Genomic DNA, 12,464 nt, shown 5'->3' on the forward strand with positions numbered 1-12,464 from the left:
GAATGTTCATTAAATTATTCATTCGAATAGGAGAAAAGAATGATTGCTACTAATTTAATTCTAGTGGCTCTGTTGATTATTGCCACCGCATTTTTCGTAGCGACCGAATTCGCTATCGTAAAGATTCGATCCAGCCGTATCGATCAACTGGTGCTTGAAAATCGCAAAAATGCTATCGCTGTTAAAAAGGTCATCAGCAATTTGGACGGTTATTTGTCGGCGTGCCAGCTCGGCATAACGATCACTGCGCTTGGACTCGGTTGGCTTGGGGAGCCGACTGTCGAAAAGCTGCTGCATCCCGTTCTCGAGCCATTGCATCTCCCGGGAGAGGCTGTATCTTTCCTGTCTTTTATCATTGCCTTCCTGTTAATTACGTATCTGCACGTCGTACTCGGCGAACTTGCGCCGAAAACCGTTGCGATCCAAAAAGCTGAACAGGTCGCTCTAATGACCGCTCGACCCATTATATTTTTCTATAAAATCATGTACCCGTTCATTTGGTTATTGAATGGATCCGCCAATTACCTGATCCGTTTATTCGGGATGAAGCCGGCTAAAGAGCATGAGGAGGCCCACTCGGAGGAAGAGCTGCGAATTATTTTGTCGGAGAGTTACGAAAGCGGAAAAATCAATAAATCCGAATACGGCTATGTGAAGCGGATTTTTGCTTTCGACGATTTGCTGGCCCGGGAAATTATGGTTCCCCGGACCGACATGGTCTGTTTGTACCTGGATCATTCAATGAAAGAAAACCTTCAAATTATTAAAGACGAGCAATACACCCGTTTTCCGGTGGTAAAGGATAACAAGGACCATATCGTTGGAATGATGAATACGAAACAATTTTTTCTGCATCACGACGACAACCCGAATCTCAAAATTTCCGACTTGCTCCATCCGGTAATGACAGTATCGGAGTCAATGCCGGTAAAGACACTTCTGCGCAAAATGCAGCAGGAGCGAGTCCAAATGGCTGTCCTGGCGGACGAGTACGGCGGTACGTCCGGGATCATTACAATCGAAGATATATTGGAAGAGATTGTTGGGGAAATTCGCGATGAATTCGATACCGAAGAGAATCAGCCGATCGAAAAAGTCAGTGACAACCACCTCATCGTCGACGGAAAAGTTTCGATTACGCACGTCAACGACCTGTTAAATTCCGATATAGACAGCAATACCTCGGGCACGATTGGAGGATGGCTGTACGGTCAAAATGCAGAGTTAAAGAATGGAAGCGAGTGGCGATACAAGAATTTGACTTTTATTGTGAAGAATAAAGAAAATCACCGCATCCGAAAAATCGAAATCATAAAGCGGGATGATGATATCAAACATTAAATGTATTAAACCGATTATTAATTCATAAAGTGAAGACATGCTTACTCGGGACAACTGGTTGTGCTTAACCCGAATCCTGTGGCCAAGTTTATGCGAAAGAGGGATGTCATGGCTGCTAAGTCATTAATATTTTTTGCCGTTTGCTTGATCCTGCTTTTCGCTATATTCACTATAGGATCGCCATTTTTACTTGCTTTTCTAGCGGCTATACTATTAGAACCTGTCAACAGTTTGATCATGAAATATGCCCGAATGAATCGTTTAGCCGCTTCAACTGTTACCTGTACGATTTTTTTCCTGGGGTTGTTGGGAGGGTTTGTTTTTCTTGGTGTGAAGGTGTTCGCCCAGCTGCGTGATTTTTGGGGAAACATTCCCGGTTTTATCAATGAGCTGAATGTATATATAAATAACGCAATCACTCGAACGGAGCTGTTTTATCAAACTCTTGATCCAGGAACGGCGGAACAGCTTCAGACCGGTTTAAGTAATTTGGCGTCGAGCTTTGTGGAAGCTGCCAAAACGGGTATTTCATCCGTTTCGGGCATTTTTCTAGGAGTAATTAAAATGGTCCCGAATATGTTTATCTTTTTTTTGGTGTTTATTGTTGCTCTGTATTTATTCAGCTATCATCTCCCTCGCCTGAAGAGCACTTTCCTTGCGCTTTTCGAAAAAGCATCCAGGCACAAAATGGAGCATGTTCTTAAAAGCCTGCATCGTTCGGTGCTCGGATTCATCAAAGCGCAAATGATACTGAGCTTCATTACGTATACTATCACATTGGCTGGTCTGGTGATTATGCAGATGGAGTATCCGCTTGCTATTTCATTGCTCGTCGTTATCGTAGATGTACTCCCCATACTTGGTGTCGGTTCGGTGTTGGTGCCGTGGGCTGTATATAATTTCATGACAGACGATCCCTATATGGGCGTTGGACTGCTAATCCTGTTTATCGTTATTACGATTATTCGCCGCATCGTGGAACCGAAGGTACTTGGCCACTCCGTAGGAATCGGTTCCATTTCTGCACTTGTGAGTTTGTATATCGGATTTCAACTGATCGGTGTGATCGGTCTGTTTTTGGGCCCGCTCGTCGTTATTGTTTTTCAGGCGATGAGAAAAGCAGACCTATTAAAAATCCAGATTAAACTTGAATAAGAAGCTTTGATGGCACGCCGGATAGCGTTTCCTCCCCGAGCGAACGTATACGCAATAAATGTGATGCCCTGCCAAGAACAACCACCGGGTTTGGAGATGAAGCCCGGTGGTTGTTCTTTTTCGAGTGTAACGGCTATAAATGTCCGCAATTGCCGGCGATGGCGTCGATTAGATACGGTTTGTAGGAACCGGTGTCAATCGAGCTGATCGGCGTTGAGGCAAGCTCGGACAACGGTATATTGTTGAAGCTTACGATGCTGATATCGCCCGGAACGCTGTATCCAAGCTCTGTAAGCCCGCGCAGAACGCTGAAAGCGAGAAGGTCGACGTATACGACCAGCGCGGTCGGCCGTTCAGGCAGACTCATAAGATTGGACATAACGAAAAATCCGCGCTCCTGCAGCTGCTCGCCCTCGACGATCCATTCCTCGCGGGCTGGCAGCTTGGCTTCTGAGAGCGCTTTTTTGTAACCGGTCAGCCGGTCCTGTGATACAACCAAATTCGGCAGTTGTACGTATAGGTGTGATCCGTTATATTTTCGCCGCTGGGGCGTCCAATCGCTTAAATACGGCAAATCCGTACCCCTCAAGCTTCATGGCGAGCTCGCCTGCTTTCGTTTTCACCGTTTCACCGGTGAAAACATTCTGCCACGTGCCTTTCGCCGCCGGAACCTCCAGCTTACGGCCGCTTTTGCCGGCGTTCATCGCAATGATGAACCGCTCGCCGCTCTCGCCGCAGATGCGCTCGTACACAACGGCCTTATCCTTTTCTTTGGCATGGAGAAAACGAATGTCCATCGACCGAAGTGAAGGATTTTGGTTGCGCAGCGATATGAGCGTACGGTAGAAGTGTAGCAGCTCGCCGTTCTGCTCCCGCTCGTCCCAGACCATACATTTACGGCAGTCCGGGTCCTGTCCGCCGTCCAGGCCGATCTCGTCTCCGTAGTAAATGCAGGGGACGCCGGGGTAGGTAAGCTGGAAGAGCGCGGCCAGCTTCATCCGGCGCTCGTCCCCGCCGCAAATCGTAAGCAGCCGAGGAGTATCATGGCTGCCCAGCAGGTTGAAGGCGGCTTCGCCCACCTGACGGGGATAGCCGCCGAGCTGCGCGCCGATTGCATCGGCAAGACCGGCTCCGTCCAGTTTGCCGTACGCGGCGTAATCCAGCACTGCATCGGTGAAGGGATAGTTCATTACGGCATCGAACTGATCCCCCTGCAGCCACATGATCGAATCGTTCCATATTTCTCCGAGAATGTAGGCGTCAGGGTTTACGTCCTTGATTGTTTGGCGGAATTCGCGCCAGAACTGATGGTCGACTTCGTTGGCAACGTCAAGCCGCCAGCCGTCAATGCCGATTTCCTGGGTCCAATAGCGCGCCGCGCTTAGCAAATAGTCCTTCACGTCCGGATGCTCGGTGTTCAGCTTAGGCATGATCGGCTCGAATGCGAACGTCTCGTATGTCGGGATACCGTTCTCTACGCGCAGCGGCCAGTCGCGCACGTGGAACCAGTCTGCATATTCCGACTCGGCCCCTTTCTCGAGGACGTCAACGAAAGGGGGAAACGTTTTGCCGGCATGGTTGAACACGGCATCGAGCAGCACGCGGATACCTAGCCGGTGACAGGCGTCGACGAGTTCCTTGAGTTTCCCGTTCGTGCCGAAATGCGGATCAACCTTCATATAATCGGCGGTGTCGTATTTATGGTTGGTCGTGGCTTCGAAGATCGGGCAGAAATAAATGGCGTTAATGCCGAGCTCCGACAAGTAGTCGAGCTTATTCAGTACCCCCTGCAGGTCGCCTCCGAAGAAATTGTCTCGAGTCGGCGAGCCGCCCCACGGTTCGGTGCCTTCCAGGTCGTTCGACAGGTCGCCGTTTGCAAACCGCTCCGGGAAAATTTGATAGAAAACGGCATCCTTTACCCAAGCCGGAGGCTCGAACACATCGATGGGATTGATGAATGGAAAATCGAAAAATTGCAGCGGATTATCCGGCTGCTTGGAGACGAAGCCGCGCTCGGTCATCCACAGCTTGTGCCGGCCTTTCTCCAGTTGAAACGCGTAACGCAGTCTGCGGTAAGGCGGCTTGACGGCCGCTTCCCAATAATCGAACAGCGAGTCCGAGGCAAATAAACGCATCGGCACTTTGTTCACCGTGTCATCCCAGGCGTATTTGTCGCCGGCGACGGCTTTGACCGAGTCGACATCGCCTTTCTTCGTGCGCACCCGCAGGTGGACGGTCTCACTGTCGTAAGCATACGACCAGTTTTGTTTCGGACGGTGGTAAATGGCTTCAAGCAGCAAGCTCATCACTCCTTGGTTAATTTAAGACCAGGAAGCCGGTAAGTAAAAAAGGCACAACCCCGTGAGTATCTCGAGGTTGTACCTTCAGGTAACATGGCCTTTTATATGTAGTCTCATTGTACCATCGCCCGCTGGAAATGAACAGATAGCCGCCGTTATATTCCGGTTATAATTTCGATCTTCCGGAGGTTGATTTGGACCATCTTCCGAAACAGAAGAAGCGAGCTACTTCTTTTCCGCTGAGATTATTAAGAACATAGGTCTTCGGATTTCATCTTTCATTTCCGGAATATTTTTCAGCATTTCATCAGATGGGATAGGTTCCTTCACTGCTGTTATGGAGCCCTCTGCCGCCAGCAAACGATAGACTTTTGTGCAAATGGATTCAAACGACTCCATATAATGAAAAGCCAAGGAACTGATAACCACATCAAATTGAGAGTCTGCAAAGTTGATGTCTTCAATTGCCATTTTTAAATAAGAAATCAAGGGGTCATCCGTCATTTCACGAGCCTTTTGAAGCATTTTTTCGGAAATATCGACACCTGTCACAGAACTTGCTTGCTGCTCTCGGGCATATCGGCAGTGCCAGCCGAAACCGCAGCCTAAATCAAGTACACTTTTATTTCGCAGATCCGGTATTAGCGCTTTCAATGCATGCCATTCTCCCGCTCCTTCAAGTCCTTTGACTGACCTGGACATTTGTTCATAGGCTGAAAAGAAATTCACATCATCATATTTATTTTGTTTCATCTTGATTGATCTCTCCTGTTTTACTTTCGTTTTATTTATCTTAATAAATCGCGACGAGTCTATCAAAAGATACTGTTTGCTCAGGCGAAGCCAAGAAATACAAAAGGCCGCCGGATCCCGGCAGCCGTAAAGTATCGATAAGGTAATTAATTCGCGATTGCCGGAACCGGAGGAAACGTCATTCCCTCACCCAGGTAATAACTCGTATGCGGCGGCTGATTGTAGGCTACGTTCTGCCAAGCTATACCGAGGCGGTATACCGGATCGTGCATCAGAGTAGGCAGACGGTATTGCGTTATGTCCGTCGTTGTATATATTCGCAGCGCCGTACTGTCCGCGGTCCGCCATACCGCTTCCTCCCGCCAGTCTCCGAGCAAATCGGCCTGAAGGTTCGGGGTGCCCTTCGTGTGATTGTTCGAGAGCGTCCCGTCCGCAATCAATAAAGGCACAGCCTGGTTGTTCATATAATCCCACTTTTCGATTTTGCCTACGCCGGTGACGGCTGCCGGGTCCCAAGTATGGTCGAGCAGCTCGCGCTGAAGATCACCGTCCCACCAGATTCCGAAATTGATGGAATTCGGCTGGACACCGCTAATCTTGACACCGGTCGCGCTGAATAGCCCATGTCCGCCGGAAGCCCATACTTCTTCGCCCGGAAAGCGGGGATCGATATCGGCAGACATGCCGCGTCCCGTATCTCTACCGGTGAACAGGCCCCAAATGGTTTCTCCGCTGTCTGCGTCGCGGAATTCGAGGCCATATGCAGCTGATCTTGATTCATGGACCTGGAAGACCTCCATCCCGGGTCTGTTCGGATCGAGATCCCCCAGATGCATGGCATCGCCGTGTCCCAGTCCTGTTGTATACAAGCCCTGGCCGTTGTTGTCAATCGCACAGGCGCCGTATATGATCTCGTCCTTGCCGTCTCCGTCCACGTCAGCCACACTCAGGTTATGGTTCCCTTGACCGGCGTATCCGGAGAATCCGGGTGTATTGGAGTCGAATGTCCATACTTCGGAGAGCTGACCCTCGCGCCAATTATACGCGGCGACAACCGTCCGAGTGTAGTACCCGCGGGCCATAATCAGGCTTGGGTGCTTTCCGTCCAAATAAGCGATGCCTGCCAGAAACCGGTCAACGCGGTTTCCGTAGCCGTCTCCCCAATCGGTGACCTTGCCGCGCGGAGGATTATAAGGAATGGAAACCAGTTCCTTTCCGGTCATGCCTTCGAACAGGGTCAAGAACTCAGGCCCTGACAGAACCCGGCCGGCTGAATTCCGGTAATCGGCATTCGCATCTCCGATCACTTTCCCGGTGCCATCAATGGTGCCGTCGGCCGTCTTGAAGGCAACCTCCGCTTTGCCGTCTCCGTCCAAATCATAGACCATGAATTGCGTATAATGTGCTCCGGCGCGAATATTCCGTCCCAGGTCGATTCTCCACAGGAACGATCCGTCCATTTTATAAGCGTCGATATAGACCGGCCCGGTAAACCCGTCGTGGGCATTATCCTTGGCATTGGACGGATCCCACTTGACGACCAATTCGTATTTTCCATCTCCGTCCAGATCTCCGACGCTTGCGTCGTTCGCCCTGTATGTGTAAGTTAAACCGTCGGGAGTTACGCCGTCCGAAGGCTTCTGGAGAGGAACGTCGCGATAGGCTTGCCCCCATACGGAAGCCGGTTCCGATTGTTTGTGCTCCCTGCCGCCCCATACGGGTCCGACGGTATAGCTGGATGAGGTCGTCCCTTCCGCATCGAGGAAGTTTGTCGAGGCGGTAATAGCCGCCGTATTCAGCTTCACTCCGTCCCGGTATAAGTTGAAGGAAATTTGCTTGGGATCCGTGCCAAGCAGCCGCCAGCTTACAAATACGCCGTTGTCCGTTTTTACCGCTGTCAATCCGCGGTCCAAAAACTCCATCTGCCTTTTACCCTCAGTCGTGTCCAGTGTGATAGAGCTTGATTCTGCAATCGCTTTCATAGGAGCGCTGACCAGAATGAGCTGCAGCGATGCGAGCAGGCAGACTCCGGTTACGACGGCCCTCCGCCGCCACGGCGTCTTATGACCTTTCTTCTTCATCACTTATCCTCCTTAGGGGTACGTAATGCCACAATCTATGTGCGGCAAAACTAACGTAAATTATGGAAGCCTTTTCGTAAATAGGAGATATTTTACCGGTTTGAATTTTTTTGCAGCCAACAAAGTGTTAAACGGACAAAAAAATACAAGCACCGGGCTGCGGGGGGCTGGCTGGGGGCCGGAGAAGATCAGTCTTTGAATTAGCAGCTGCAAGAAGTTCTTATTGATGGAAAATCCGGCTTTGCCTAAACTGGTATTCAAGGATGAGGAGAAGGGGGCGACATTTTTTCTTCACTTGAGAGTAAGGCCAATATTACACGGGGAGGGGAATAATGGGATGAATAAATTAATAAAAAGGATCGCGACAATCGGATTGCTGTTACTTGTCGTTGGTACTGGAAGCTTCGAATCCTTCGTTCAGACTGCGGAGGGCGCTCCCTTCAAGAAATCACTGTTATTATTTGATTGCGGGACGGGAGGGGCGGCCGGCGGTTATACGCAGCTTCCCCCGAATGCTTCTTTCAACGAGACGGCTGGCTACGGATTTACTGACATATCCAGGGTGAGTGCTTATAACAGGGACAGCCCGGACATGCTTCGCGGCGATTTATGTCTGCCGGCCGATACCTCATTACTGGTCAATCTTCCTGATGACTCATATCAAGTTACGATCATATCCGGCGATTCGGAGGCTCAGTCGTCGATGAGTGTAACGGCCGAATCCGTTCACGCTGCGGATTTCTCGGCTGATGCTGGGCAGTTCGATCAGGAGAGCTTTCAGGTTCGTATTGAAGACGGCCAGCTGAATCTGCATTTTAGCGGTTCGCACCCGGCGGTAAATGCCATCGAGATTTCAAAGGTGTATCAGTTTGATTTTGGCCCGGGACAGGTCGAGCCCGGTTACACGAAAGTTTTGGATAACACGCAATATTCGATTGGCAGCCGATTCGGCTTTGCCGACACGACCAAGGCTGCCTCTGAGGACCGGGGGGCGCCTGACAACCTGCGCAGAGATTTTGTGATGCCCGGCGGAACTTCCTTTGATGTCGATTTACCCATCGGGGATTATCAGGTTACATTGATCGCGGGGGATCAAACGGAAGCGAATCTTATGGATGTGACGGCGGAAGGGATAACGAAAGCTCGGGCGGTATCCTCAGCCGCAGGACAGTTCGCGTCCGTTTCCTTTAAGATCGCCATCATTGACGGTCAATTGAACCTTACACTGGCAGGCGCGAATGCGCGTATTAACGCATTGGTGCTGACAAAGCTGCCGAATCGCGTTCAGGGTCAAGTACCGAATGTTTATTTGGCAGGCGATTCAACCGTAATGACCTATCCATCCCGTTTCTACCCTCAAGCCGGCTGGGGACAAAAGATCGCAAATTATTTTACCAAAGACGTCACCTTTACCAATAGAGCCATCGGGGGCAGAAGCTCCAAGAGCTTCGTGAGGGACGGGCGTTTGGATAATATTCTGACGGAAATTCGACCGAATGATTACTTGTTCATTCAGTTCGGGCATAATGACGCATCCAGCGTGCCGGAGCGGCATACGGATCCTTATACCACTTATAAGCAGTACCTCGCGATGTACGTTGACGGGGCAAGGCAGCGTCATGCCCAGCCGGTCCTTATTACTCCTGTAGGACGTAGAAGCTGGGACAGCGCAGGCCTTTTCAAGAACGATTTCCCGGATTATTATGACGCTATGAAGCAGGTAGCGGCGGAGAAGGGCGTGCCGCTGCTCGATTTAAACGCGAGAAGCATCGCGTATTACAATACGGTAGGCATTGAGGAATCCAAGTCGCTGTTCTTCTGGCTTGAACCAGGGGTGTATCCGAACTGGCCGAACGGCGTTCAGGACAATACGCATTTCCAGGAATACGGCGCGGAGCAAATTGCAAGGCTCGTGAGCGATGGTGTGCGCGACCTGCACCTGCCGATTGAAGCTTTTCTCCTTCCCGCGAATTAATGCCCGCGTGAGATGGATTGGTAATAGTATCTGGTAAACAAGCGTCAGTCCGGAATGTTATTTACCACATTCCGGACTGACGCTCTATTAGTTGTGAGGCTCTGCAGGGTCAGGTGTGCAGGCTGATCGAAAGATCCGGATACGCCTCGGCAAGCTCCTCGATGTGACTGCTGACGACTGCAGAGTCGAATTCCGCGGTGAACAGCTCAGGATCCGGTCGGATGGTCACACTTGTTCCGGTTTCATTCGTAACGCCGACCGGCAGGAGTTCCGTTTGGGGAATACCATGCTTATAGCTCTGCAGATGGATCGTTCCCTCTCTTCGAACCTCCACATGAAGCTGAAGGGACAGCGCGTTTACAACGGCGATGCTTATTCCTTTCTCTCCGCCAGGAGCGGTGAAGGATGCCCCTCTTGTCGTAAGCTGTTCCAGATCCGTCATGACGGTCTGTACGACCGATTTGCCTGTTCCGGCAAGCAGTTTGGTCGGAATGCCCCGGCCGTTATCCGCAACGGTGACGGCTGCGTTATCGTGTATATATACATGTACATCATTGCAGTAGCCTGCCTTGTGCTCAAGGACCGAATTGTCAAGCACGGCCCACAGCAGAAGGTGGGAGTCGTATTTCCCCTGCGCGGTCCCCAAGTAGGCTCCGGCATTTCCCCGCACTTCCGTCATATCGATATAATCGCTTGTATCGAGCAGATCGGATACGGCGGCCAGCAGAACAAGCATCGGAAGCGAGCGGTGCTGAGCGATTGAATATTTGCCGCCGCGTTCCTCCTGCTGCAGCAGGTCGGCGCCGACCAGCGCTTTAATATGGTGATACAGCTGACCTGTCGTTCCCATATTGAGCAGCTCTACCAGCTCGGCGCCTGTCTGCGGCTTCCCCAGCAATGCGCGCAAAATATCAACCCGCTGCTTGTGTCCGAGTGCCGCTAATATCTTCGCCGCTTTCTCTCCGTCCGTATCGATTAGCTGGCGGACATTCCGCTCCTGCGGCTCCCACCTGTAACGGCTGCTGTCATTCCTGAAATGTCCCGAATAGTAAATAGCGCCTGCGGCGGTCTCGCCTGCTTCGGCTTCTGTAACGACGGATTGTTCATACCTTGCGCTCTTGCGGACGAGCAGCCGGTTCAACTGTTTCTGCATGTCGTTCATTTGATGTTTCAACAGGTCAAGCTCAGCGGTTAAATCTCTGGCGTCTTCCAAGAACATCACCTCATATCATTAAAATTACGTAATTACGTAATTAAATAATACCATGAACTATGGATAAGTAAAGCCTCTTTCGGTAAAATCAGGAAAAGGCATGAAATGAGGAGCGGTTTAGTATGAATGAACATTTGGCACGATATAGATGAAGGCTTATACCTTCTTTATTTTTGCCGGCGCGCGTTTTACAATGAGGTATCAATAACATGGAAGGGGCTGCAGCGCTTGACGATGGAACCGAGCAGTATCGAGCTTGCGGATTTGGTGGAGCGTACGCTGCTACCCGGACTGGAGCTTGAGAGCGTTCAGCCCGAAGAACCGGTGCTGGTGAAAGAGCTGCCGGGGAATTGGACCAAACTGGGTGCAGGCAATTATGCCGGCGTATTTACACATCCCAATTTGCATGACGAGGTTGTGAAGGTGTATGCGCCAGGCCGCCCCGGGTGGGAAAATGAACTGGAGGTATACAGAAAACTCGGAGAGCACCCCGCTTATTCAAGCTGCCGCCATGCAGGGCAGCGGGGAGACCTTCGCTATCTGATTCTTAAGAAGCTTCGCGGCAAGACGTTCTACCAATGTCTTGTCCAAGGCTTGACGATTCCGCAGCAGGTCATCGACGACATCGATGCCGCGCTTGACTACGCCCGCTCCAGAGGTCTTTATCCGCATGACGTTCACGGCAAGAACGTCATGGTATCGGAAGGCAGGGGGCTTGTCGTCGACGTATCGGATTTCCTCAAATACGAGCCATGCAGTATGTGGGACGATTTGAAAAAAGCTTATTCCTATCTCTATTCGCCGCTTATGTCAAATAATCCGGTTCCCGTCCCGGAGTGGGTTTTGAACGGCGTGCGTAAAGGGTACCGGTTATTCCGCTCCGCGCACTCATGAAATCAGGCCGCTTCTTTATTCGCCTTTGCTCACTCGCTCCATCAGTTGAAGCATTTTCTCGGGAGGATAAGCGCCTGATAGCGCGTAACGGTTATTAACAACAAAGAACGGGACGCCAGTTATGCCCATTCGCCGCGCCTGCGCCAAATCGGCTTCCAATGCTTCGCGGCCTTCACCGCTGTGCAGGCGGGCAAGCAGATCCCTCTCGTTTACTCCAATCTCTGCCGCTATTGCCCCGATTGCACTGATCTGCGCGATATCCACGCCCTCTTCGAAGTAAGCGCGGAACAACGCGTCTACAGCCGCAGCCTTCAGCTCCTCCGGCACAACCGCGACAAAGCGGTGCGCCAGCCGGGTGGACGGCATCCGCTTGACCCTATCAAACCGGAAGTTGAGACTGACGGCGGCTCCCGCCCGGGTCACATGATCAAGCGCCTCCTTAAGCGCATTTTCTCCCCCCAATTTGCGAACCATCACATCCGTAAACGGACGCCCTTCCTCAGGCAGGCCAGGATCCAGAAGATAAGCGTGATAAGCGACCGTCACCGCTTCGCCGCCTTTCTCTGCCCACAGTTCAAGTGCGCGGGACAGGTTTTGTTTGCCGATGCGGCACCAAGGGCATACAACATCGGAATAAAGGTCGATATGCATCAATGTTTGTTCCTCTCTGCATTGAATTGGTGGTCTAATTCTATCATGATTACCGGTTTATGAAACGGGTTAATTAGGGGATAGGAGTCACTTCGCTAAGA

General features: G+C 51.1%; 10 protein-coding genes. 4 read left to right on the forward strand and 6 right to left on the reverse strand.

The features are described from left to right. Positions 1-39 precede the first annotated feature (39 nt). Positions 40-1,341: a hemolysin family protein gene (locus KZ483_RS03005; protein WP_220351301.1), complete on the forward strand. Its 1,302-nt coding sequence runs from the start codon at positions 40-42 to the stop codon at positions 1,339-1,341. Between the two features lie 108 nt (positions 1,342-1,449). Then, positions 1,450-2,496 carry a sporulation integral membrane protein YtvI gene (ytvI, locus tag KZ483_RS03010; protein ID WP_220351302.1) on the forward strand — a complete coding sequence of 349 codons (1,047 nt, stop codon included), beginning with the start codon at positions 1,450-1,452 and terminating at the stop codon, positions 2,494-2,496. Positions 2,497-2,629: 133 nt separating this feature from the next. Here ytvI and KZ483_RS03015 read toward each other — a convergent pair whose 3' ends face one another. The 4 genes from KZ483_RS03015 to KZ483_RS03030 all read right to left on the reverse strand — a co-directional run bounded on the left by KZ483_RS03015 (position 2,630) and on the right by KZ483_RS03030 (position 7,630). Continuing rightward, positions 2,630-2,995: a substrate-binding domain-containing protein gene (locus KZ483_RS03015; RefSeq protein WP_309568634.1), complete on the reverse strand. Its 366-nt coding sequence runs from the start codon at positions 2,993-2,995 to the stop codon at positions 2,630-2,632. Positions 2,996-3,026: 31 nt separating this feature from the next. Next, positions 3,027-4,796 (reverse strand): glycoside hydrolase family 13 protein, encoded by a 1,770-nt coding sequence (locus tag KZ483_RS03020; RefSeq protein WP_220351304.1) that lies wholly within the window; start codon positions 4,794-4,796, stop codon positions 3,027-3,029. A gap of 225 nt (positions 4,797-5,021) precedes the next feature. Beyond that, entirely contained in the window at positions 5,022-5,549 is a 528-nt protein-coding gene (locus tag KZ483_RS03025) for a class I SAM-dependent methyltransferase (protein WP_220351305.1), read from the reverse strand. A 146-nt stretch (positions 5,550-5,695) separates the two neighbouring features. After that, positions 5,696-7,630 (reverse strand): rhamnogalacturonan lyase, encoded by a 1,935-nt coding sequence (locus tag KZ483_RS03030; RefSeq protein ID WP_220351306.1) that lies wholly within the window; start codon positions 7,628-7,630, stop codon positions 5,696-5,698. Positions 7,631-7,967: 337 nt separating this feature from the next. On the opposite strand from KZ483_RS03030, the gene KZ483_RS03035 reads away from it, so the two are divergent. Beyond that, on the forward strand, positions 7,968-9,605 hold the full coding sequence (locus KZ483_RS03035; protein ID WP_220351307.1) for a rhamnogalacturonan acetylesterase: 1,638 nt from the start codon (positions 7,968-7,970) through the stop codon (positions 9,603-9,605). Between the two features lie 109 nt (positions 9,606-9,714). Here the strand turns inward: KZ483_RS03035 and KZ483_RS03040 are convergent, their stop codons facing one another. After that, positions 9,715-10,818: an ATP-binding protein gene (locus tag KZ483_RS03040; RefSeq protein ID WP_258881517.1), complete on the reverse strand. Its 1,104-nt coding sequence runs from the start codon at positions 10,816-10,818 to the stop codon at positions 9,715-9,717. Positions 10,819-10,944: 126 nt separating this feature from the next. Between KZ483_RS03040 and KZ483_RS03045 the strand changes: the two genes are divergently transcribed. Continuing rightward, a complete protein-coding gene (locus tag KZ483_RS03045; protein ID WP_397376146.1) occupies positions 10,945-11,712 on the forward strand; it encodes a serine/threonine-protein kinase in 768 nt (255 codons plus the stop codon). A 15-nt stretch (positions 11,713-11,727) separates the two neighbouring features. On the opposite strand, the gene KZ483_RS03050 is transcribed toward KZ483_RS03045, so the two are convergent. Further along, on the reverse strand, positions 11,728-12,363 hold the full coding sequence (locus tag KZ483_RS03050; RefSeq protein WP_220353232.1) for a DsbA family oxidoreductase: 636 nt from the start codon (positions 12,361-12,363) through the stop codon (positions 11,728-11,730). Between the last annotated feature and the right edge of the window lie 101 nt (positions 12,364-12,464).

Origin of the sequence: Paenibacillus sp. sptzw28 (genome assembly GCF_019550795.1) — a bacterium.
Taxonomy (GTDB): Bacteria; Bacillota; Bacilli; order Paenibacillales; family Paenibacillaceae; genus Paenibacillus_Z.

Coding starts and splice junctions, on each gene's coding strand:
- KZ483_RS03005 (WP_220351301.1), top strand. CDS start 40: ATGATTGCTACTAATTTAATTCTAGTGGCTCTGTTGATTATTGCCACC.
- ytvI (WP_220351302.1), top strand. CDS start 1,450: ATGGCTGCTAAGTCATTAATATTTTTTGCCGTTTGCTTGATCCTGCTT.
- KZ483_RS03025 (WP_220351305.1), bottom strand. CDS start 5,549: ATGAAACAAAATAAATATGATGATGTGAATTTCTTTTCAGCCTATGAA.
- KZ483_RS03030 (WP_220351306.1), bottom strand. CDS start 7,630: ATGAAGAAGAAAGGTCATAAGACGCCGTGGCGGCGGAGGGCCGTCGTA.
- KZ483_RS03035 (WP_220351307.1), top strand. CDS start 7,968: ATGAATAAATTAATAAAAAGGATCGCGACAATCGGATTGCTGTTACTT.
- KZ483_RS03045 (WP_397376146.1), top strand. CDS start 10,945: ATGAACATTTGGCACGATATAGATGAAGGCTTATACCTTCTTTATTTT.
- KZ483_RS03050 (WP_220353232.1), bottom strand. CDS start 12,363: ATGCATATCGACCTTTATTCCGATGTTGTATGCCCTTGGTGCCGCATC.